The organism is Caulobacter sp. 05T431 (assembly GCF_056665975.1).
This window is the reverse complement of record NZ_JBFTKU010000004.1, coordinates 239,727-260,124: the sequence shown is the minus strand read 5'-3', so window position 1 is coordinate 260,124 and position 20,398 is coordinate 239,727. Positions and strand designations below refer to the sequence as shown.

22 protein-coding genes and 1 pseudogene are annotated in these 20,398 nt (G+C 68.2%); 17 read left to right on the top strand and 6 right to left on the bottom strand.

Annotated elements, in window-relative coordinates:
• Positions 1-420 precede the first annotated feature (420 nt).
• Entirely contained in the window at positions 421-678 is a 258-nt protein-coding gene (locus AC1U89_RS06220; protein ID WP_056444803.1) for a hypothetical protein, read from the bottom strand.
• A 167-nt stretch (positions 679-845) separates the two neighbouring features.
• Here AC1U89_RS06220 and AC1U89_RS06215 point away from each other — a divergent pair, with 167 nt between their 5' ends.
• Positions 846-1,244 (top strand): hypothetical protein, encoded by a 399-nt coding sequence (locus tag AC1U89_RS06215; protein ID WP_479898853.1) that lies wholly within the window; start codon positions 846-848, stop codon positions 1,242-1,244.
• A 43-nt stretch (positions 1,245-1,287) separates the two neighbouring features.
• Positions 1,288-1,530, top strand: coding sequence for a hypothetical protein (locus AC1U89_RS06210; protein ID WP_479898852.1), 243 nt, complete (start codon positions 1,288-1,290; stop codon positions 1,528-1,530).
• 204 nt (positions 1,531-1,734) lie between these two features.
• Here AC1U89_RS06210 and AC1U89_RS06205 read toward each other — a convergent pair whose 3' ends face one another.
• From AC1U89_RS06205 to hemB, 3 genes are read right to left on the bottom strand one after another with little or no spacing between them, the layout of a single operon-like run.
• Entirely contained in the window at positions 1,735-2,124 is a 390-nt protein-coding gene (locus AC1U89_RS06205; protein WP_479898851.1) for an NUDIX hydrolase, read from the bottom strand.
• A 32-nt stretch (positions 2,125-2,156) separates the two neighbouring features.
• Entirely contained in the window at positions 2,157-3,263 is a 1,107-nt protein-coding gene (locus AC1U89_RS06200; protein ID WP_479898850.1) for a serine hydrolase domain-containing protein, read from the bottom strand.
• A 44-nt stretch (positions 3,264-3,307) separates the two neighbouring features.
• Positions 3,308-4,309, bottom strand: coding sequence for a porphobilinogen synthase (gene hemB / locus AC1U89_RS06195; protein ID WP_479898849.1), 1,002 nt, complete (start codon positions 4,307-4,309; stop codon positions 3,308-3,310).
• A gap of 118 nt (positions 4,310-4,427) precedes the next feature.
• Between hemB and AC1U89_RS06190 the strand changes: the two genes are divergently transcribed.
• Entirely contained in the window at positions 4,428-5,459 is a 1,032-nt protein-coding gene (locus AC1U89_RS06190) for a proline iminopeptidase-family hydrolase (RefSeq protein WP_479898848.1), read from the top strand.
• A 6-nt stretch (positions 5,460-5,465) separates the two neighbouring features.
• On the opposite strand, the gene AC1U89_RS06185 is transcribed toward AC1U89_RS06190, so the two are convergent.
• Positions 5,466-5,906 carry a DUF2147 domain-containing protein gene (locus AC1U89_RS06185; protein ID WP_479898847.1) on the bottom strand — a complete coding sequence of 147 codons (441 nt, stop codon included), beginning with the start codon at positions 5,904-5,906 and terminating at the stop codon, positions 5,466-5,468.
• Positions 5,907-6,113: 207 nt separating this feature from the next.
• Here AC1U89_RS06185 and AC1U89_RS06180 point away from each other — a divergent pair, with 207 nt between their 5' ends.
• The 7 genes and pseudogenes from AC1U89_RS06180 to hemA all read left to right on the top strand — a co-directional run bounded on the left by AC1U89_RS06180 (position 6,114) and on the right by hemA (position 12,798).
• The gene (locus tag AC1U89_RS06180) at positions 6,114-7,253 is read left to right on the top strand and encodes an isobutyryl-CoA dehydrogenase (protein WP_479898846.1); all 1,140 of its coding nucleotides are present in this window, start codon (positions 6,114-6,116) and stop codon (positions 7,251-7,253) included.
• Positions 7,254-7,270: 17 nt separating this feature from the next.
• The gene (locus AC1U89_RS06175; RefSeq protein WP_479898845.1) at positions 7,271-7,876 is read left to right on the top strand and encodes a DUF6968 family protein; all 606 of its coding nucleotides are present in this window, start codon (positions 7,271-7,273) and stop codon (positions 7,874-7,876) included.
• A complete protein-coding gene (locus AC1U89_RS06170) occupies positions 7,876-8,487 on the top strand; it encodes a histidine phosphatase family protein (RefSeq protein WP_479898844.1) in 612 nt (203 codons plus the stop codon). Before AC1U89_RS06175 ends, AC1U89_RS06170 begins: the two co-directional genes overlap by 1 nt.
• On the top strand, positions 8,484-9,536 hold the full coding sequence (locus tag AC1U89_RS06165; protein WP_479898843.1) for an enoyl-CoA hydratase/isomerase family protein: 1,053 nt from the start codon (positions 8,484-8,486) through the stop codon (positions 9,534-9,536). Before AC1U89_RS06170 ends, AC1U89_RS06165 begins: the two co-directional genes overlap by 4 nt.
• A 56-nt stretch (positions 9,537-9,592) precedes the next feature.
• Positions 9,593-10,387, top strand: a pseudogene (locus AC1U89_RS06160) (class I SAM-dependent methyltransferase); the annotation flags it as partial.
• A complete protein-coding gene (gene mmsB / locus AC1U89_RS06155; RefSeq protein WP_479898842.1) occupies positions 10,278-11,375 on the top strand; it encodes a 3-hydroxyisobutyrate dehydrogenase in 1,098 nt (365 codons plus the stop codon). The pseudogene AC1U89_RS06160 and the gene mmsB, both read left to right, overlap by 110 nt.
• A 196-nt stretch (positions 11,376-11,571) precedes the next feature.
• Positions 11,572-12,798: a 5-aminolevulinate synthase gene (hemA, locus tag AC1U89_RS06150; RefSeq protein WP_479898841.1), complete on the top strand. Its 1,227-nt coding sequence runs from the start codon at positions 11,572-11,574 to the stop codon at positions 12,796-12,798.
• 33 nt (positions 12,799-12,831) lie between these two features.
• Here the strand turns inward: hemA and AC1U89_RS06145 are convergent, their stop codons facing one another.
• Positions 12,832-13,269, bottom strand: a complete 438-nt coding sequence (locus tag AC1U89_RS06145) for a Ros/MucR family transcriptional regulator (RefSeq protein WP_479898840.1) — start codon at positions 13,267-13,269, stop codon at positions 12,832-12,834.
• A gap of 203 nt (positions 13,270-13,472) precedes the next feature.
• Here AC1U89_RS06145 and glyA point away from each other — a divergent pair, with 203 nt between their 5' ends.
• From glyA to AC1U89_RS06110, 7 genes are all read left to right on the top strand, one after another.
• Positions 13,473-14,777, top strand: coding sequence for a serine hydroxymethyltransferase (glyA, locus tag AC1U89_RS06140; RefSeq protein WP_479898839.1), 1,305 nt, complete (start codon positions 13,473-13,475; stop codon positions 14,775-14,777).
• Positions 14,778-14,808: 31 nt separating this feature from the next.
• Entirely contained in the window at positions 14,809-15,282 is a 474-nt protein-coding gene (nrdR, locus tag AC1U89_RS06135; protein ID WP_479898838.1) for a transcriptional regulator NrdR, read from the top strand.
• 116 nt (positions 15,283-15,398) lie between these two features.
• A complete protein-coding gene (locus AC1U89_RS06130; protein ID WP_029915215.1) occupies positions 15,399-15,863 on the top strand; it encodes a 6,7-dimethyl-8-ribityllumazine synthase in 465 nt (154 codons plus the stop codon).
• The gene (nusB, locus tag AC1U89_RS06125) at positions 15,860-16,321 is read left to right on the top strand and encodes a transcription antitermination factor NusB (RefSeq protein WP_029915214.1); all 462 of its coding nucleotides are present in this window, start codon (positions 15,860-15,862) and stop codon (positions 16,319-16,321) included. Before AC1U89_RS06130 ends, nusB begins: the two co-directional genes overlap by 4 nt.
• Positions 16,230-17,378, top strand: coding sequence for a thiamine-phosphate kinase (thiL, locus tag AC1U89_RS06120; RefSeq protein WP_479898837.1), 1,149 nt, complete (start codon positions 16,230-16,232; stop codon positions 17,376-17,378). Before nusB ends, thiL begins: the two co-directional genes overlap by 92 nt.
• A 67-nt stretch (positions 17,379-17,445) precedes the next feature.
• Positions 17,446-17,976, top strand: a complete 531-nt coding sequence (locus AC1U89_RS06115; RefSeq protein WP_479898836.1) for a hypothetical protein — start codon at positions 17,446-17,448, stop codon at positions 17,974-17,976.
• 267 nt (positions 17,977-18,243) lie between these two features.
• Positions 18,244-20,382 carry a sodium-translocating pyrophosphatase gene (locus tag AC1U89_RS06110; protein WP_479898835.1) on the top strand — a complete coding sequence of 713 codons (2,139 nt, stop codon included), beginning with the start codon at positions 18,244-18,246 and terminating at the stop codon, positions 20,380-20,382.
• The last annotated feature ends 16 nt before the right edge of the window (positions 20,383-20,398 follow it).

Below are 20,398 nucleotides of genomic sequence, written 5' to 3'. Positions count from 1 at the left end.
TATCTGTGGACCACGCCCGACCGGCACCAGAGACATGAGGTTGTTCCGGCCCCTACCGAACGCGGACCGGATCCGACAGAGCTTCCCGCTCGATCGCCCCCGCCGCCGCATCGGTCGCTGGCCATGCGCCCTTTCCCGCGTCGAGGTGGGACGATTATGCGGCCGCCGGGAAACCCTGCGGGGAATAAAGATTTAGCGCAGGGATATCAGCKACTTGTTCGCCGCGGTGACGGGGATACGCACTCACGGCAAGGTGTTGCGGGTCGATCAATGGCCGTGGTGTGAGTGCGTGTCCCCTCCTTCGCCCACGGCGCAACAGGACTAGACACCCAACTCAGTGGACGACTTGGGGGACACGCACTCACACTCAACCCAGCGCGAAATCATCAGACGCCAGGTCGTGAGTGCGCGTCCCCGCTGTTACCGCCCTTCGACCCACAGGCTCAGCGGCTGCTTCTCTTCGCGGCGGACCAGGATGGCGTAGCCGATCGCGAACACCACGATCCCGATGATCAGGCCGCCCCAGAAGCCGGCCGGGCTGGCGAACCACAGGGTCAGGGTCGAGATGGTGGTGGCCAGGCCCAGCATGCACCATCGCAGGAGGATGCTGAATCCGTGATAGGTCTGCTCGTGGGCGAGCAGTTCGGGTTTTCCGGTGTCGTTGAAATCGGCGTCCATGCGTCACCTCCGCTTGTCGTTGAGGTTCGGACCGGGCCGTCGTACGCGGCCTCGGGCCGACACTAGGAACACCCTAAGCCCGTTCCCGGTTTCGCGCGAGCCTCCCGCAAGCTTGACGGCTCGGGCCTGGATGCGGCCTATGCGCCGCGAAGGCTCAAGGTTGATCGATGACCCGCGACGCGAACAATCTGACGGGGATCTGGCAGGGGCTCTATTCCTATCCCCAAGCCTTGGCACCCGTCGGCTTCACCGCGACCCTGCTCGAAAGCGGCGCGTGGCTGAGCGGCTCCATCCACGAGATCGCCCAAGAGCACGGCGGGGCCGACGTCGAGGTCTACGCCACGCTGCTGGGGACACGCCGGGGCCAGGACGTCGACTTCACCAAGACCTACGACGGCACGAACGGCTGGACGCACGCGGTCTCCTACTTCGGGCTGCTCAGCGACGACGCGACCGAGATCGAGGGGACGTGGTCGGTCCCTGGCGTCTGGGCCGGCAAGTTCCTGATGATCCGGCCCGAAGGCCGGCGCGCCGGCCAACTGCGCGAGGCGTTCGAGCGGGTCTGAGGCGTCGGCTTGCGGCGGCCCTCAGCGGGGCCATATGCCACGGATGGAAACGCTGAAGGCCACGCTTGTCCTGATCGCCTTCGGCGCGGCCGTGATCCTGCTTTGCGTCTGGGCCATCCTGGCCCTGCGCAGGTCCAAGCGGTCGCTGGCCCCGGTGGCGGGCATGCTGATGCTGCTGGGCGCCTTCTTCGCCGCCGATCCGCCGCCGCCGCCGAGGTCGGAGACGATCGCCCGGGACGACGCCGACGAAGACGCCGCGGGCGATCCGGACGAGCTGGAAGACTAGCGGAGCGCGGTTTCGCCGCCGGATTATTGCTTTTGATCCGCTCATCCCGGCGAATGCCGGGACCCAGATGGAATGGCTGCGTGGCTGACGCCAAGCGCGCTGAGCCATTCCAATCAGCCACCCAGCTTTAGGATCTGGGTCCCGGCATTCGCCGGGATGAGCGGGTAGAAGGAATGATGATGGCCGAGAGGTGTGAGCGCCGCGCTAGACGGCCAGCCGCGCCAGCACCACCCGCATCAGCGGGGCCAGCACGATATCGCCCGGCGCGGCGGGATCGATCCAGGCCAGTTCCTCGATCTCGGCTCGGGCGGCGATCTCGCCCTCGACCCCGGCCAGATAGGTCGCCGCGCGCACGGTGAAGCCGGGCTCGTTGGCGGCGGGAGCCTCGAAGGCGCCCAGCAGCGTGGCGTCGATCAGTCGGCAGCCGATCTCCTCGTCCAGCTCGCGGGCCAGGGCGGTCAGGTCGTCCTCGCCGGGCTCGCGCTTGCCGCCCGGCTTCATGAAGATCGCCGTGCCGCGCTTGCGCACCACCAGCATGCGGCCGGCCTCGTCGCGGATCACGGCGGTGACGATGTCGATGCTGGGGCGGGTCATGGCCCCAAGCCTAGCGACGGCGGCGAGTCGAGTCAGGGCGTCACGGCCGCCAGGATGTGATCGGTCAGCAGTCTTTCCGAGATCGCGTGCGGCCTGGGGACCTTGAAGTTCGTCGTGGTGATCACCGCCACCAGCGCCAGGTCGGGGACGACCACCACCTTGTTGCCGCCCGTGCCGCTCATCACCCAGGCCTTGTGGCCCTTGCCGTCCGATCCCGGAAAGGTCTGCAGCCAGATCAGATAGCCGTAGTCGGCGTCGTCTCGCGCCTGGGCGTGCGGGGCCGTGGCGGCGGCGACGAAGGTCGCGGGCAGCACCTGACGTCCGTTCCACCGGCCGCCATTGGCGTAGAGCTGGCCCAGCTTCAGCAGGTCGCGGCTGCGCAGGCCCAGACCGCCGCCGCCCTGGGCCAGGCCCAGCGGCGACAGCTGCCACTCGGGCTTCTCGACGCCCAGCGGCTGGAACAGCGCCGTGTCGGCGAAGGCGGGCAGGGGTTTGCCGACCGCCGACTGGATAACCGCGCCCAGGGTGGTGACCCCGGCGGTGCAGTAGCTGAAGCTGCGGCCGTAGGGCGAGGCCTCGGGCCTGGGCGTCCAGCTGGGAAAGGCGCGCACCGGCAGGTCCAGATAGAAGCCGACCCAGTCCTCGATCAGGTACATCCGCTCTTCGTTGCCGCGCGAGAATTCGTTGTCGTCGTCGCATTCGGCGATCGAGCTCATGGTCAGCAGGTCCTCGACGGTCACGCGATCCTTGCGCGGGTCGGGATTGGCGGCCGGCGGGCGATCCTTCAGGTAGGGTTTTATGGGCGTCGAGACGCCGGGCAGGGCGCCGCGATCGATGGCGGCGCCGGCCAGCATGGCGGTCACGGTCTTGGTCACCGAGCGCGTGTTGCGCCGCGCCTCCGGGCCCCCGCCGTTCTTGGCGTCGTCATAATAGGCCTCGAACACCAGCTTGCCGTGGCGGGCGATCAGAACGCTGGTGATCTGCTGGAACGCGCCGGCCTTGATCGCCGCCGACATGGCGTCGAGCTTGTCGGCCGACAGTCCTTCTGCGGCCGGAGGGGCGGTGGGCCAGTCGGACGGCTCGGCTTGAGCGGCCAGCGGGGCCAACAAGATCAGGACGGCGAGCAGCAGGCGCTTCATGAAGACCCTCCAGGCCGTGATCTTGGGTCGGCTGGGCCGTTGTGTCAGCCCAGCTTCTCCGCCGCCCAGGGCGCGAAATAGGTGATGATCCCGGCGGCGCCGGCGCGCTTGAAGGCGGTCAGGCTCTCCATCACGGCGCGGTCGTGGTCGATCCAGCCGTTCTGGGCGGCGGCCTTGATCATCGCGTACTCGCCCGAGACCTGGAAGGCGTAGGTGGGCATGCGGAACTCCTCGACCAGGCGGCGCAGGATGTCGAGATAGGGCATGCCCGGCTTGACCATGACCATGTCGGCGCCCTCGGCGATGTCGAGGGCGACCTCGCGGATGGCCTCTTCCGTGTTGGCCGGGTCCATCTGGTAGGTCTTCTTGTCGCCCTGGCCGGCGCTGAGCTTCGCCGAGCCGATGGCGTCGCGGTAGGGGCCATAGAAGGCCGAGGCGTACTTGGCGGCGTAGGACATGATCATCGTGTCCTGGAAGTTGGCGCCCTCCAGCGCCGCGCGCAGCTTGCCGATGCGGCCGTCCATCATGTCGGACGGGGCCAGGATGTCGGCGCCGGCTTCGGCCTGCATCAGGCCCTGTTCGATCAGGCGCTCGATGGTCGGGTCGTTGAGAATGCGGCCGCCCTCGACCACGCCGTCGTGGCCGTGGTCGGTGAAGGGGTCCAGGGCCACGTCGCACATGATGCCGACTTCGGGCGCGGCGTCCTTCATGGCCTTGACCGCGCGGGGGATCACGCCGTCGGGGTCGGAGGCGATCGAGCCGGCGGCGTCCTTCCGCGACCCGTCGATGTGCGGGAAGATGGCGATGGCCGGGATGCCCAGCTCGCGGGCCCGCACGGCGGCCTTGGCGGCCTCCTTGACCGACAGGCGCTCGACGCCCGGCATCGAGGCGACCGGGACCGTGCCTTCGCCCTCGTGCACCACCATCGACCAGATCAGGTCGGACGGCTCCAGCGTGGTTTCGCGGACCAGGCGGCGGGTCCAGTCGGCCTGGCGCAGGCGGCGCAGGCGGGTGGCGGGGTAGGGGGCGAGCGGAGGCGTGGTCATGGGGCGAGGTTTCGCGCGTGAGGCGGCGCGAGGCAAGGCGGTTGGTTGCTTAAGGGCGCTTGCCCAGGCCCGCGATCTCGCCAATGGTCGCGTCCGGGCTGAATCGAAGGGGCGGACCATGAAGCGGCTTGTGATGGCGATGGCGTTCCTGGCGACCTCCCTTTTCGCGACATCCTTCTTCGCCACGGGAGCCCTGGCGCGCCAGGCGCCGCCGGCCAGCTACTACGACGTCAAGGCGCCCGACGCCTGGTCGGGCGGGGTGAAGATGGTCGACATCGACACCCCGTCGGGCAAGTTCCGGGTCTGGACCAAGCGGGTCGGTTCGAACCCAAAGCTGAAGGTGCTGCTGCTGCACGGCGGCCCGGGCGCGACCCACGACTATTTCGAGCCCTTCGACAGCTACTTCCCGGCCCAGGGCATCGAGTACATCTATTACGACCAACTGGGCTCGGGCCGCTCGGACAAGCCCGCCGACACCAAGCTGTGGACCATCGACCGCTTCGTCGACGAGGTGGAGCAGGTGCGCAAGGCGCTGAACCTGGGTCCGGAGAACTTCTGCGTGCTGGGCCACAGCTGGGGCGGGGTGCTGGCGATCGAGTACGCGCTGAAGCATCAGGCCAATCTGAAGTGCGTGGTCATCTCGAACATGATGGCCTCGATCCCTGCCTATAACGACTACGCCAACAAGGTGCTGATGCCCGAGATGGACCAGGCCCAGCTGGCCAAGGTCAAGGCGCTGGAGGCGGCGGGCAAGACGTCGGACCCGGACTACATGGGCACGCTGATCCCGATGCACTACGAGAAGCACATCCTGCGCCGCCCCGCCGACCAGTGGCCCGAGCCGGTGACCTACGCCTTCTCGCAGCTGAACGGCGAGCTCTACACCCTGATCCAGGGCCCCAGCGAGCTGGGCGCCAGCGGTCTGTTGGAGAAGTGGGACCGGTTCGACGACCTCAAGAAGATCACCGTGCCGACCCTGGTGATCGGGGCCAAGTACGACACCATGGACCCGGCCTATATGGAGAAGATGTCCAAGCAGCTGCCCAAGGGCCAGTACCTGTACCTGGCCAACGGCAGCCACATGGCGCTGTACGACGACCAGGCGAACTACTTCGCCGGCCTGACCGCCTTCCTCAAGAAGCAGGAATAGCCGGGCTTACGGCGCGTAGCTGGCGGGGCCGTCGTTCTTGGCGGTGACGGCGTCGATGCGATGCCAGGTCTGCGACTTGCACAGCAGGCCGCCCAGGACGCAGCCCTTGGCCTTCATGGTGCGGGCGTCGACGAACTCGGCGGTGCCGGTCAGGGTGACCTTCAGCGTCGGCACATAGACCTTGCCGCGCATGTTGCCGCGGCCGGTGGGTTCGAAGTCGCGCAGCAGCTGCTGGCCGACCAGGGTGTCCAGGCCGCTTTTGCGGGCGTCGGCTTCGGCCTTGGGGCTGGCATAGACCACCGTGCCGCAGGTGCTGGACCCGCAGCTCTTGATCGCGACCCGGACGTTGTCCTTGGGACCCGTCCAGACGCCCAGGTCGGCCGCCTGGGCGGTCGACAGGGTGACAAGCGCCGCGAGGGCGGCGAAAACGGCAGTGAACTTACGCATGACAGAAAGACGACGCCTCCGATAACCGCGATTTATACGGAGGACGCGCCGGTTCAAGGGCAGTGCGACATTTGGTTCCCGCTTTTCCCGCCCTGCGTCATTCAAAGTCACCGAGTGAGATATGATTGACACAGTCGCCCGGGCGCGGCACGTCAGCCGCCAAGAAGGCGAGGGGATCACTCTGCCCCGCTTGGGAGGATTTCGCGCATGGATTTCGCGCTCAACGACGATCAACGCGCTATTCAGGACATGGCCTCGGGCTTCGCGGCGGAACGCCTTGCCCCGCATTCCGCCGAGTGGGACGAGAAGAAGCACTTCCCGGTTGATGTGCTGCGCGAGGCTGCGTCCCTGGGTTTCGCCGGCATCTACGTCCAGGACGACGTCGGCGGCAGCGGGCTGTCGCGTCTGGACGCCTCGATCATCTTCGAGGCCCTGAGCTACGGCGACGTGCCGACCGCGGCCTATCTGACGATCCACAACATGGCCTCGTGGATGATCGACCGGTTCGGTTCGGACGAACTGCGCAATCGCTACCTGCCGCGCCTGACGACCATGGAGCTGATCGCCAGCTATTGCCTGACCGAGCCGGGCTCGGGTTCGGACGCGGCGGCCATGCGCACCACCGCGCGGCTGGACGGCGACCACTATGTGCTGAACGGAGGCAAGGCGTTCATCTCGGGCGGCGGCGTGTCGGACGTCTATGTGGTCATGGCCCGCACGGGCGGCGACGGGGCCAAGGGCGTCTCGGCCTTCGTGGTCGAGAAGGGGACGCCGGGCCTCAGCTTCGGGGCCAACGAACGCAAGATGGGCTGGAATTCGCAGCCGACGGCGGCGGTGAACTTCGACGACTGCCGCGTGCCGGTCGCCAACCGCATCGGCGGGGAGGGCGAGGGCTTCCGCTTCGCCATGATGGGCCTGGACGGCGGGCGGCTGAACATCGCCTCGTGCTCGCTGGGCGGCGCCGCCTTCGCGCTGGACACCGCCAAGGCCTATCTCGAGAGCCGCAAGCAGTTCGGCAAGCCGCTGAAGGACTTCCAGGCCCTGCAGTTCAAGCTGGCCGACATGGCCACCGAGTTGGAGGCCGCCCGCCTGATGGTGCGCCGCGCCGCCCACGCGCTGGACAACAAGGACCCGCAGGCCACCAAGCTGTGCGCCATGGCCAAGCGCTTCGCCACCGACGCCGGCTTCCAGGTGGCCAATGACGCCTTGCAGCTGCACGGCGGCTACGGCTACCTGCAGGACTACCCGCTGGAGCGCATCGTCCGCGACCTGCGGGTGCACCAGATCCTGGAAGGGACCAACGAGATCATGCGCGTCATCATCGCCCGCGAGATGTTCCGCCAGTGAGGGAGCCGGAGGCTCCCTTGGCGCCCGGCGTCGCCTGCGAGCGGACGTACCAGGTGCTCGTCGAGGGGAAGCCTCAGCCGCTGCTGTGCCGGTGGTTCGTTCCTGAGCCGCATCCCGAAGGCGACTGGGATTGTCGGATCGAGCTGACCTGGCCTGGCGGGCGCGTCCAGCAGACCCACGCGGGCGGAGTCGACTCGGCCCAGGCGCTGATCCTGGCGCTCGACAAGGTGATGACCCTGATCCTGACCAGCGACGAGCCCATCTACTGGTTCGAAGAGCACGACGACCTCGGCCTGTCCCGCCCGGACTATCTCGCCGAAGACCTCGCCGAACGGAAAGCGCGGTTTGACGCTCGCACGCGCAGCCATCCGCTCTGGACGCCGGCCTACGCGATCCTGTCCGCCGACTGGGACCCTTTCGTTCGCTCATCGGTTCGGGAAAGCTACGAGCCTTACGTGCGTAACCTGATCGGCAAGCTGCAAAAGCGGGAGCCGGCCGAAGAGATCGCGGCGTTCCTCGGGGAGCTCAGGGGCTATATCGACGCCAGCGAAGCCTTCGAGAGTGACGCCGCGACCGACCTGGTCGCAGCCGACAAGCTGCGAGCGCTGGTGGAAGAAATCTGATGATCTATCTCTGTCGCCACGGCCAGACGTTCCACAATCGCGAAGGCCGCATGCAGGGTCAGACCGAGTCCGACCTGACGCCGCTGGGCCGCGCCCAGGCCGGGGCGATGGGCGCGCTGCTGGCCTCGCTGATCGAGCGGCCGGCCGACTGGCGCATCGTCGCCAGCCCGCTGCGCCGGGCCCGCCACACCGCCGAGGCCATCGGCGCGCGGCTGGGCCTGCCGGTGGAATTCGAGGATCGCCTGATGGAGATCAGCGTCGGCGACTGGTCCAACCGCCTGCGCGACGAGGTCAAGCGCGAGAACCCGGCCCTGCTGTCCGACCCGGAATGGGCGTTCCGGTCGCCGGGCGGCGAGACCTATGACGACATCATGGGCCGCGTCTCCGGCTGGCTGGCCGAGCAGGCGCCCGAGCCCGAGCGCAAGCTGATCGTGGTCAGCCACGGCATCGCCGGCTGGATGCTGCGCGGCGCCTATGCGGGCCTGCCGCGCGAAGAGGTCGTCGCCCTGGACACCCCGCAGAACGCCATCTTCCGCCTGAGCGGCGGCGCGATCGAGCGCCTCGCCTGCGCCCCCGTCGAAGACCCCGAGCGCGTCAAGGACACAGTATGAACGACCGCCCCGAAGTCCTTGTCCGTGTTGAGAAAAACGTCGGCCGCATCACGCTGAACCGGCCGCAGGCGCTGCACGCCCTGACCCAGAACATGTGCGAGCTGATGATCGCCGCCCTGCTGGACTGGCAGGACGATCCCGAGGTCTACATGGTCCTGATCGACCATGCGGGCGAGCGCGGCTTCTGCGCCGGCGGCGACATCCGCATGCTGGCCCACAGCGGCGCGGGCGACGGCGTCGAGGCGCGGGCCTTCTTCCACACCGAGTACCAGCTGAACCACCTGCTGTTCACTTACGACACCCCGGTGGTCGCCGTCCTCGACGGGGTGGTGATGGGCGGCGGGGTCGGGATCTCGATGCCGGCCCACTTCCGGATCGCCACCGAGCGCACGACCTTCGCCATGCCCGAGACCGGCATCGGCCTGTTCCCGGACGTCGGCGGCGGCTGGTACCTGCCGCGCCTGCCGGGCAAGGCGGGGCTGTGGCTGGCCCTGACCGGGGCGCGGATCAAGGGGGCGGACTGCCTGCGCCTGGGCATCGCCACCCACTTCGTCGAGTTCGGCGCCGTCGAGGGGCTGAAGAAGGCCATCGTCGCCGACCCGCGCCGCATCGAGGAGACGCTGCGCAAGTACCGCGCCGACGCCGGCAAGGCCTCGCTGGTCGGCTTCGAGCAGGACCTCAACCGCCTGTTCGTCGGCGACAGCGTCGAGCAGATCTTCGAGTTCCTGGAGGCCGACAGCAGCGACTGGGGCAAGGCCCAGTTGGCGGTCATGAAGACCAAGTCGCCCCAGACCCTGAAGGTGGCCTTCCGCCAGCTGGAGGCCGGGGCGGCGATGACCGACTTCGCCGACAACATGGCCATGGAGTACCGGATCGGCTCGCGCGTCGTGCGCCGCCACGATTTCGTCGAGGGCGTCCGGGCCGTGATCATCGACAAGGACAATGCGCCCCGCTGGGACCCGGCCACGCTTGAAGACGTCACCGACGCCATGCTGGATGATATTTTCGCGCCTCTACCCAGCGATCAGGAATGGTCGCCGCTGACGTAGCGTGAATGCTGCGCTAGCTTGAGGGCAATCAAGAAGACGTCGTCGGAAGGAATACCATGCGTAAGCCGCTACTCAGCCTCGTCGCCGTGCTCGCCCTCGCGGGCTGCGCCACGACTCCCATGGGTCCGTCGGCGCCGCCGCCGCCGCCGCCCGCCGACGCGCCCGCCGCGGTCCCGGCCAACATCGCCGCAGCCCTGTCCGACCCGAACCGTCCGGCCGCCGACATGGTCCGCGACGAGAACCGCCTGCCGGGCCAGACCCTGTCGTTCGCCGGCGTCAAGCCGGGCGCCAAGGTGGCCGACCTGATCCCCGGTGGCGGCTACTTCACCCGCATCCTGTCCAAGGCCGTCGGCCCCAAGGGCCACGTCTATGCCTATGTGCCCGACGAGCTGACCAAGCTGGCCAAGCGCGAGCCGGCCGTGAAGGCTATCGCCGCCGATCCGGCCTACAAGAATGTGTCGGTGATCCTCAACACCCTGCCGAACTTCAGCGCGCCCGAGAAGCTGGACCTGGTGTTCACGGCCCAAAACTACCACGACATGCACGACAAGTTCATGGGGCCGGCCGACCTGTCGGTGGTCAACCGCCAGGTCTTCAAGTCGCTGAAGCCCGGCGGCGTCTATCTGGTGCTGGACCACTCGGCCGAACCCGGCTCGGGCCTGCGCGACACCGAGACCCTGCACCGCATCGACGCCGAGGCGGTGAAGCAGGAGGTCACCGCCGCCGGCTTCATCTTCGAAGGTGAAAGTCGCGTGCTGCGCGACCCGTCCGACACCCGCAAGCTCAGCGTCTTCGACCCGTCGATCCGCGGCAAGACCGACCAGTTCATCTACAAGTTCCGCAAGCCGGCCGGGGCGCGGTAAGCGCTTCAGCCTCTCAGTAGAGTTCAACGATAAGAGCCGCGCCCATGAGGCGCGGTTCGCATTTGCAGGGAGTACCAGCATGACCCGCATCGCCTTCATCGGCCTGGGCAACATGGGCGGCGGCATGGCCGCCAACCAGGCCAAGGCCCAGCATCACGTCCGCGCCTTCGACCTGTCGGCGGCGGCGCTGGAGAAGGCCGTGGCGGCCGGCTGCCACGCGGCGGGCTCGGTGGCCGAGGCGGTCAAGGACGCCGAGGTGGTGATCACCATGCTGCCCGCCGGGCCGCATGTGCGCGGCGTCTATGGCGAGCAGGTCCTGGCCCATGCGCCGAAATCGGCCCTGCTGATCGACTGCTCGACCATCGACGTTGACAGCGCCCGGGCCGTGGCCGGGCAGGCGAGGGCGGCGGGCTTCCGCTTCGCCGACGCGCCGGTCTCCGGCGGGATCATGGCCGCCGAGGCCGGGACCTTGGCCTTCATGGTCGGCTGCGACGCGGCCGACTTCGGTGAGGTCGAGGCCGCCCTGGCGCCGATGTCGCGGGTGACCATCCACGCCGGCGACCATGGGGCGGGGCAGGCGGCCAAGATCTGCAACAACATGCTGCTGGGCATCTCGATGCTGGGGACCTGCGAGGCCTTCGCCCTGGCCGAGAAGCTGGGCCTGGCCGCCGACCGGTTCTTCGAGATCGCCAGCAAGTCGTCGGGCCAGTGCTGGTCGGTCTCGACCTACTGCCCGGTCCCGGGCGTGGGGCCCTCGACGCCGGCCGATCGCGGCTACGAGGGCGGCTTCGCCACGGCCATGATGCTGAAGGACCTGAAGCTGGCCCAGGAGGCCGCCGCCAAGGCCGGCGCCTCCACTCCGATGGGCGCCCAGGCCGAGGCGCTGTACGCGCTGTTCGACGGCAACGGATTCGGCGGTAAGGACTTCTCGGCGGTGTTGCAACTTCTGCGCGGAAAAATTGCCGAGCTTCATTGACACAGCCTTGGCGAGAGTTCTCTCTAGCGGAGCTGTCCGTTCGCGAAGGCGACGCGTCGATTGGCGTCATTTGTGACGGTCAATATCTGTCGGTAGGTATACGCCCTTATGTGGACAGGGCGCGTCGCTGGTGCGAAAAGCCGAGCCTTGAGAAGGGACCGATCGGACTCGTCAAAGTCCGTCGGGTGAAGTGACCATGGACTACAAAGCCGCGTTCCAGACCGCTGTCGACCAGATCCGCGAAGAAGGCCGCTATCGGGTGTTCGCCGATGTGAAGCGCCATCGCGGCGCCTTTCCGCGCGCCACCTGGACCCGTCCGGACGGCGGCGAGAGCGAGATCGTGGTCTGGTGCTCGAACGACTATCTGGGCCAAGGCCAGAATCCGGTGGTGCTGGACGCCATGCACGCGGCGATCGACAACCACGGCTCGGGCTCGGGCGGCACGCGCAACATCTCGGGCACCAACCACCACCACGTCGAGCTGGAGGCCGAGCTGGCCGACCTGCATGGCAAGGAAGCGGCCCTGCTGTTCACCTCGGGCTACGTCTCGAACGAGGCCAGCCTGTCGGCGCTGCAGAAGATCCTGCCGGGCCTGATCATCTTCTCCGACGCCCAGAACCACGCCTCGATGATCGCCGGCATCCGCAACGGCGGCTGCGAGCGGCACATCTTCCGCCACAACGACCTGGCGCACCTCGAGGAACTGCTGATCGCCGCGCCGGCCGACGCGCCCAAGCTGATCGCGTTCGAGAGCGTCTATTCGATGGACGGCGACATCGCCGACATGGCGGGTACGGTGGCCCTGGCCAAGAAGTACGGCGCCATGACCTATCTGGACGAGGTCCATGCGGTCGGCATGTACGGCCCGCGCGGCGGCGGCGTGGCCGAGCGCGACGGCCTGATGGACCAGATCGACATCATCGAAGGCACCCTGGGCAAGGCGTTCGGTGTGATGGGCGGCTACATCACCGGCGACGCCGTGGTGGTCGACGCCATCCGCCTGGTGGCCTCGGGCTTCATCTTCACCACCTCGCTGCCGCCCGCCCTGACGGCCGGCGCCCTGGCCAGCGTGAAGTATCTCAAGCAGCACCCGGAGGTCCGCGAGGCCCACCAGGAGCGAGCCAAGACCCTGAAGGCGATGTTCAAGGCCGCCGGCCTGCCGGTGATGGAGAACGACAGCCACATCGTGCCGGTGCTGGTGGGCGACCCCGTGCACTGCAAGATGATCAGCGACATGCTGCTGGCCGACCACGGCGTCTATGTGCAGCCGATCAACTACCCCACCGTCCCGCGCGGCACCGAGCGCCTGCGCTTCACCCCCACGCCGTTCCACACCGACGACATGATGCGCAAGCTGGTCGTGGCGATGGAAAAGCTGTGGGCCCACTGCAACGTCGCCCGGATGGGCGGCCACGCGGCCTAGAGGAAACGCTTCTTCTTCGAATTCCGAACGGACCTACCGCCCCCGCATCTTGCCCTTGCCCAGTCCGATGGACTTGGCGAAGTCGGACCGACGCTCGGCATAGKCCGGGGCCACCATCGGATAGTCCCCCGGCAACGACCATTTGCGCCGATACTCCTCGGGGCTCATGTCGTAGTGGGTGCGCAGGTAGCGCTTGAGCATCTTCAGGCGCTTGCCGTCTTCCAGACAGACGATGTAGTCGCGCTGCACCGAGCGCGAGACCGGCACGGCCGGCTTGGCGCGTTCGGCCGTCGGTTCGGACGAGGGCGAGCCCAGGGCCGACAGCGCGCCGTGCACCGAGCGGATCAGCTCTGGGATCGCGGTGCGCGCCACCGTGTTCTGGGCGACATAGGCGGCCACGATGCTGGCGCTGAGGCCCAGGATGTCGACGTCCTCGTCGTTGGTCGCCGCCTCGCCGTACGCCGTCGCCATACCCGTTCCGCCCTGTCTGTCGATCTGCTTGAAAGTCGCCGAAACGCCCGGCGCGCCAGGTGGTCCTGGCGCCGGCGTCTGACCAACGCTTCGGTGCGCTGCGCGGTTCCCGGATTGATCGCGGCGCGAAGGGCGGTAAAGAGAGCGCGACCGAACTCCGCCCGAGTCCTTTCTTCCAATCTCCCAGCCCCAGGAGAGCGTCCATGACCGCACCGGCCAACAACATCACCGCCGACAAGGGCGCCTTCTTCGGCGCCGATCTGGCCGCCGCCGACCGCGACATCTTCGACCGCATCGGCCTGGAGCTGAACCGCCAGCAGAACCAGATCGAGCTGATCGCGTCCGAGAACATCGTCTCGCGCGCCGTGCTGGAGGCCCAGGGCTCGATCCTGACCAACAAGTACGCCGAGGGCTATCCGGGCAAGCGCTATTACGGCGGCTGCGAGTATGTCGACGAGATCGAGACCATCGCCATCGAGCGGGCCAAGGCCCTGTTCGGCGCCGGTTTCGCCAACGTCCAGCCGCACTCGGGCTCGCAGGCCAACCAGTMGGTGTTCATGGCCCTGCTGCAGCCGGGCGACACCTTCCTGGGCATGGACCTGGCCGCCGGCGGCCACCTGACCCACGGCTCGCCCGCCAACCAGTCGGGCAAGTGGTTCAAGCCGGTGTCCTACACCGTGCGCCAGCAGGACCAGCTGATCGACTACGACGCCGTCGAGGAGATCGCCAAGGCCGAGAAGCCCAAGCTGATCATCGCCGGCGGCAGCGCCTACAGCCGCCACATCGACTTCGCCCGCTTCCGCCAGATCGCCGACGAGATCGGCGCCTATCTGATGGTCGACATGGCCCACTTCGCGGGCCTGGTGGCCGGCGGCGTGTTCCCCAGCCCGATCCCGCACGCCCACGTGGTCACCACCACCACCCACAAGACCCTGCGCGGTCCGCGCGGCGGCATGGTGCTGACCAACGACGAGGCCATCATCAAGAAGGTCAATTCGGCGGTGTTCCCCGGCCTGCAGGGCGGCCCGCTGGAGCACGTCATCGCCGCCAAGGCCGTCGCTTTTGGCGAAGCGCTGCAGCCGGCCTTCAAGGCCTACGCCCAACAAGTGATCGACAACGCCAAGGCCCTGGCCGAGGCGCTGCAGGGGCAGGGCGTCAACATCGTCTCGGGCGGCACCGACAGCCACCTGATGCTGGTCGACCTGCGTCCCAAGGGCGTGACCGGCCGCGACGCCGAGCACAGCCTCGAGCGCGCCCACATGACCTGCAACAAGAACGGCGTGCCGTTCGACACCGCGCCGTTCACCGTGACCTCGGGCATCCGCCTGGGCACGCCGGCGGGCACCACCCGCGGCTTCGGCACGGCCGAGTTCACCCGCGTGGGCCAGCTGATCGGCGAGGTCGTCAACGGCCTGGCCGCCAACGGTCCCGCCGGCAATGAAGCGGTCGAAGCCAAGGTCCGCGAGGAAGTCCTGGCCTTGACGGCCCGGTTCCCGATCTACAACTAATAGGCCTGCATCAGGCGGGAGGGCCTAGATCATGCGCTGCCCGTTCTGCGGCCACATGGAAAGCCAGGTCAAGGACAGCCGCCCGTCGGAAGACGGCGCGGCCATCCGCCGCCGTCGGCTGTGCCCCGAATGCGGGGGCCGCTTCACCACCTTCGAGCGGGTGCAGCTGCGCGAACTGACCATCGTCAAGCGCTCGGGCCGGCGCTCGCCGTTCGACCGCGAAAAGCTTGTGCGCTCGATCTCGCTGGCCATGCAGAAGCGTCCGGTCGATTCCGAGCGGATCGAGCGGATGGTCAACGGCATCGTCCGCCAGCTGGAAAGCCAGGGCGAGACCGAGCTGCCGTCGTCGGCGGTGGGCGAGATGGTGATGAAGGCGCTCAAGCAGCTCGATGACGTCGCCTATGTCCGCTACGCCTCGGTCTATCGCGATTTCCGGGAAACTAGCGATTTCGCAAAGTTTCTAGGGCAGGAAGGCCTCAGCGACGTCGCCGAAGACGAGCTATAGGCGCATTCTACGATTCGGTTTTCGACGACCCCGTCGTCGAGGGGCTACGATTGGATTTGGCGACGGCGCCGTTTGGTGCGAAGTGAGCGGTCCCGTCGAGGAGAATTCTAAGGACTATGGTGGAAGACAAGATTCGCCTGCTGATCGTGGAGGCCCGGCGTTATTCGGGGCTTTCCGACGCCTTGCTGCAAGGCGCGGCGGCGGCGATCGACGCCCAGGGCGCCGATTACGACGTGATCACCGTGTCCGAGGCGATGCAGATCCCCGCCGCCATCGCCCTGGCCGAGGAGGCCGGTCACCGGCCCGTCGGCGTGCGCTATGACGGGTTCGTGGCGCTGGGCGTCATCATGCGGGGCGAGACCTACCACTCCGAGATCATGGCCAACGAGACCGCCCGCGGCCTCAACGACCTGTCGTTCGGCAAGCGCCTGGCCATCGGCTACGGCGTGGTCAATGTCGACGAGGAGGACCAGGCCTGGACCCGATCGCGCGCCTCGGAAGGCGATCGCGGCGGCAAGGCCGCCCAGCAATGCCTGGAAATCGTGGGCTTGAAGCGTCAGCTGCTGGGGCAAGGCCGATGAGCCGCGGCGACCGCATCCAGCCGCGTTCGGTGGCCCGCCTGGCCGCCGTCCAGGCCCTGTACCAGATGGAAGTCTCGGGCGTCGGCGTCGACGCCGTGGTGCGCGAGTTCTCCGAGCACCGCTTCGACCGCGACGTCGACGGCCCTGACGGCGACCGCCTGGCCCAGGCCGACGAGACCTTCTTCGCCGAACTGGCCAAGGGCGTCGTCGCCCACCAGGCCGCCGTCGACCAGGCCATCGTCAAGCGCCTGGCCTCGGGCTGGAAGCTGGAGCGCCTGGACGCCACCGCCCGCGCGGTGCTGCGCTCCGGGGCCTACGAGCTGATGCATCGGCCCGACGTGCCCAAGGAAGTCGTGATCGACGAATATGTCGAGATCGCCAAATCGTTCTTCGAGGGACCGGAATCCGGTTTCATCAACGGCGCCCTGGACGCCATCGCGCGTGACGCCAGAAGCTGACGACGATTGGTTCGACGAGCCGACGGCGCAGGCGCCGGCGGTYGACGACGCATGGTTCGACGAGGCCGCGACGCCCGCCGCCGCGCCGCCCGTCGACGAATTCGGCCTGATCGAGCGCCTGCTGCGGCCACTGACCCGCGGCGACCAGGCGGCGCTCAACCTGCTGGACGACGCGGCCGTGCTGCCCTCGCGCCCCGGCTACGATCTGGTGATCACCAAGGACGCCATGGTGGCCGGCGTGCACTTCCTGGCCGGCGAGGACCTGGACGTGGTGGCCAAGCGGCTGCTGCGCACCAACCTGTCCGACCTGGCCGGCAAGGGCGCGGTGCCCTACGGCTACTTCCTGGCGGTGGGCTGGCCCTCGGGCACCACCCTGACCGACCGCGAGACCTTCGCGCGCGGCCTGGCCGAGGATGGCCAGCTTTATGACATCAGCCTGCTGGGCGGCGACACGGTCACCACCTCGGGCCCGATGGTGGTCTCGGCCACCTTCCTGGGCTGGGTGCCCAGCGGCGACGCGGTGCTGCGCAAGGGCGCCCGGGTCGGCGATCGTCTGATGGTCTCGGGCACGATCGGCGACGGCTGGCTGGGCTTGCTGGCCCACTGGGGCGAGGTCGAGGATCCCGACGGCGGCCTGGTGCGCCGCTATCGCCTGCCGCCGCCGCGCCTGGCCATCCGCGACGCCCTGCGCGCCTACGCCCGCGCCGCCGCCGACGTCTCCGACGGCCTGCTGGCCGACGCCGCCCATGTGGCCAAGGCCAGCGGCCTGCGGGTCAACGTCGATCTCGACCGTCTGCCGCTGTCGCCCGGCGCCCGCCACTGGCTGGGCGCCCAGCCGGAAGCCGGCGAGGCGCGGATGTCGCTGGCCTCGGGCGGCGACGACTACGAGATCGTCTGCGCCGTCGACCCCACCGACGTGGCCGCCTTCCAGGCCGCCGCCATGGCTGCCGGCGTCCCCGTGCGCGACATCGGCGAGTTCGTGGAAGGCGAGGGGATCTGCGCCCTGTTCAAGGGCAAGGACATCACCCCCGAACGGCTGGGCTGGCTGCACGGCTGATCTTCCTTCTTCCGCAACGGGAGAGGGAGAAACCAAACCTCAAGCCTTCTTGGCTAAAGGGCAGGGCATGACCCGCCCGATCGCCGCCTCCCGCCGCGTCTTTCTGACCGCCTCGCTGGCTCTGCTGGCGACGCCGGCCTTCGCGCGTTCGGCCAAGAAGGAGAAGAAGGGCGGCAAGGAAGGCGAGGGCGAGGAAGCGCCCGATCCGGTGATCAAGCTGCAGTCGATGGCCCTGCCGGTCATCGCCAACGGCAAGCTGGTCAACTACGTCTTCGTGCAGATGACCATCACTCTCAAGGACGGCGTGCCGACCACGGTCTTCGACGAGAAGGAGCCGGTGCTGCGCGACGCCATCGTCCGCGAGGCCCACGCCAAGCCGTTCGTCCGCCCCGACAGCTATGTCGCCCTCGACGAGGGCCGTCTGAAGGCGTCGGTCCTGCGCCAGGTCAACAGCCTGATCGGGCCGGGCAAGGTGGCCCTGGTGACGGTGGTCAAGCAGACGCCGCGCAACTTCGTCCCGCCGCCGCCCAAGCCCGGGACCCAGGCCAAGCCCGCGCCCAGCGCCGCGCCGGCCGGCGACCCGAACCTGGTCCCCTAGCCGCCCCGGGGCGCCAAAGGGCCGTCCGGCGGCCTCCGCGCGGCCGCAAGCTCAAGTGAACGCCGTTCCCGCAACCGGTTGACACCCGCCGGTCAACTGGCACTGTCCTGCCCTTGGCGTCGCACGACGCCATCAAGGGAGCATCGAGGGGGCATGAGGCCATAGGCCCGCCCGCCGCGTGCGGCCGGGGGCGGTCTCTTCGATCGTAATCCTGTCGAGGCGGCGAACCCTCTCGTGATTTGAAACGCGAAAGAGGGCGACTTACCGATGAGTTCTTGGCTTTACGTGGCCATAGGGGCCGGGCTGCTGGCGGTGCTGTACGGCGCCGTGCAGACGGCGTCTCTGATGCGGGCTTCGCCCGGCAATGCGAAGATGCAGGAGATCGCCGCGGCGATCCAGGAAGGGGCCCAGGCCTATCTGAACCGCCAGTACACGACGATCGGCATCGTCGGCGTGGTGGTCATCGCCCTCCTGGGCTTCTTCTTCAAGTCGTGGGAGCAGCCGGTCGGCTTCGCCCTGGGCGCGATCCTGTCGGGCGCGGCGGGCTTCGCGGGCATGTTGATCTCGGTGCGCGCCAACGTCCGCACCGCCCAGGCCTCGTCCGAGAGCCTGGCCAAGGGCCTGTCGATGGCCTTCACCTCCGGCGCGGTGACCGGCATGCTGGTGGCGGGCTTCGCCCTGATCGGCGTGGCCGGCTATTTCGCCGTGCTGCTGCAGACGGGCCATGCGGGCACCGACCGCGTGGTGGTCGACTCCCTGGTCTCGCTGGGCTTCGGCGCCAGCCTGATCTCGATCTTCGCCCGTCTGGGCGGCGGCATCTTCACCAAGGGCGCCGACGTGGGCGGCGACCTGGTGGGCAAGGTGGAAGCCGGCATCCCCGAGGATGACCCCCGCAACGCCGCGACCATCGCCGACAACGTGGGCGACAACGTCGGCGACTGCGCCGGCATGGCCGCCGACCTGTTCGAGACCTACGCGGTGACCACGGTCGCCACCATGGTCCTGGCGGCGATCTTCTTCCGCGGCACCGAAGCGGTGACCTCGATGATGCTGCTGCCGCTGGCCATCTGCGCGGTCTGCATCGTGACCTCGATCATCGGCTCGTTCGCCGTGCGCCTGGGCAAGAAGCAGAACATCATGGGCGCCCTCTACCAGGGCCTGATCGTGACCGGCGTGCTGTCGATCCCCGCCGTCTACTACGTGATCCACCAGCTGGTCCCGGCCGCCATCACCATCGGCGAGCGCACCTACACCGCCAACGGCCTGTTCCACTGCGGCCTTGTGGGCCTGGTCGTCACCGCCCTGATCGTGGTGATCACCGAATACTACACCGGCACGGGCTTCCGTCCGGTGAAGTCGGTGGCCCAGGCCTCGGTCTCGGGCCACGGCACCAACGTGATCCAGGGCCTGGCCATGTCGCTGGAATCCACGGCCCTGCCGGCCCTGACCATCATCGTCGGCATCGTGGTGACCTATAACCTGGCGGGCCTGTTCGGCATCGCCATCGCCACCACGACCATGCTGTCCCTGGCCGGCTTCATCGTCGCCCTGGACGCCTTCGGTCCCGTCACCGACAACGCCGGCGGCATCGCCGAGATGGCCGGCCTGCCGGCCGAGGTCCGCGTGACCACCGACGCCCTGGACGCCGTGGGCAACACCACCAAGGCCGTGACCAAGGGCTACGCCATCGGTTCGGCCGGCCTGGGCGCCCTGGTGCTGTTCGCCGCCTATACCGAGGACCTGAAGTTCTTCTCGGCCCACGCCGAGCCGGGCAGCTTCTTCGACGGCATGGGCCCGGTGACCTTCGACCTGTCCAACCCCTATGTCGTGGTCGGCCTGCTGTTCGGGGGGCTGCTGCCCTTCCTGTTCGGCGGCTTGTCGATGACGGCGGTGGGCCGGGCGGCGGAATCGGTCGTGGCCGAGGTGCGCCGCCAGTTCCGCGAGAACCCGGGCATCATGACCTATCAGGTCAAGCCCGAGTACGGCAAAGCGGTCGACATCCTGACCAAGGCGGCGATCCGCGAGATGATCGTGCCGTCGCTGCTGCCGGTGGTTTCGCCGATCGTGCTGTTCTTCGTGATCCAGGCCATCGCCGGCAAGGTCGACGCGTTCGCCGCGCTGGGCGCCATGCTGATGGGCGTGATCGTCACCGGCCTGTTCGTCGCCATCTCGATGACCAGCGGCGGCGGCGCCTGGGACAACGCCAAAAAGGTGATCGAGGAAGGCTTCACCGACAAGGACGGCGTCCTGCACAAGAAGGGCGGCGACACCCACAAGGCGGCCGTCACCGGCGACACCGTCGGCGACCCCTACAAGGACACCTCGGGTCCCGCCGTGAACCCGATGATCAAGATCACCAACATCGTGGCCCTGCTGCTGCTGGCGGTCCTGGCCCACGGGATCTGATCGAACCCGAGAGCCT

Coding starts and splice junctions, on each gene's coding strand:
- AC1U89_RS06220 (WP_056444803.1), bottom strand. CDS start 678: ATGGACGCCGATTTCAACGACACCGGAAAACCCGAACTGCTCGCCCAC.
- AC1U89_RS06215 (WP_479898853.1), top strand. CDS start 846: ATGACCCGCGACGCGAACAATCTGACGGGGATCTGGCAGGGGCTCTAT.
- AC1U89_RS06210 (WP_479898852.1), top strand. CDS start 1,288: ATGGAAACGCTGAAGGCCACGCTTGTCCTGATCGCCTTCGGCGCGGCC.
- AC1U89_RS06205 (WP_479898851.1), bottom strand. CDS start 2,124: ATGACCCGCCCCAGCATCGACATCGTCACCGCCGTGATCCGCGACGAG.
- AC1U89_RS06200 (WP_479898850.1), bottom strand. CDS start 3,263: ATGAAGCGCCTGCTGCTCGCCGTCCTGATCTTGTTGGCCCCGCTGGCC.
- hemB (WP_479898849.1), bottom strand. CDS start 4,309: ATGACCACGCCTCCGCTCGCCCCCTACCCCGCCACCCGCCTGCGCCGC.
- AC1U89_RS06190 (WP_479898848.1), top strand. CDS start 4,428: ATGAAGCGGCTTGTGATGGCGATGGCGTTCCTGGCGACCTCCCTTTTC.
- AC1U89_RS06185 (WP_479898847.1), bottom strand. CDS start 5,906: ATGCGTAAGTTCACTGCCGTTTTCGCCGCCCTCGCGGCGCTTGTCACC.
- AC1U89_RS06180 (WP_479898846.1), top strand. CDS start 6,114: ATGGATTTCGCGCTCAACGACGATCAACGCGCTATTCAGGACATGGCC.
- AC1U89_RS06170 (WP_479898844.1), top strand. CDS start 7,876: ATGATCTATCTCTGTCGCCACGGCCAGACGTTCCACAATCGCGAAGGC.
- AC1U89_RS06165 (WP_479898843.1), top strand. CDS start 8,484: ATGAACGACCGCCCCGAAGTCCTTGTCCGTGTTGAGAAAAACGTCGGC.
- hemA (WP_479898841.1), top strand. CDS start 11,572: ATGGACTACAAAGCCGCGTTCCAGACCGCTGTCGACCAGATCCGCGAA.
- nrdR (WP_479898838.1), top strand. CDS start 14,809: ATGCGCTGCCCGTTCTGCGGCCACATGGAAAGCCAGGTCAAGGACAGC.
- AC1U89_RS06130 (WP_029915215.1), top strand. CDS start 15,399: ATGGTGGAAGACAAGATTCGCCTGCTGATCGTGGAGGCCCGGCGTTAT.
- nusB (WP_029915214.1), top strand. CDS start 15,860: ATGAGCCGCGGCGACCGCATCCAGCCGCGTTCGGTGGCCCGCCTGGCC.
- AC1U89_RS06115 (WP_479898836.1), top strand. CDS start 17,446: ATGACCCGCCCGATCGCCGCCTCCCGCCGCGTCTTTCTGACCGCCTCG.
- AC1U89_RS06110 (WP_479898835.1), top strand. CDS start 18,244: ATGAGTTCTTGGCTTTACGTGGCCATAGGGGCCGGGCTGCTGGCGGTG.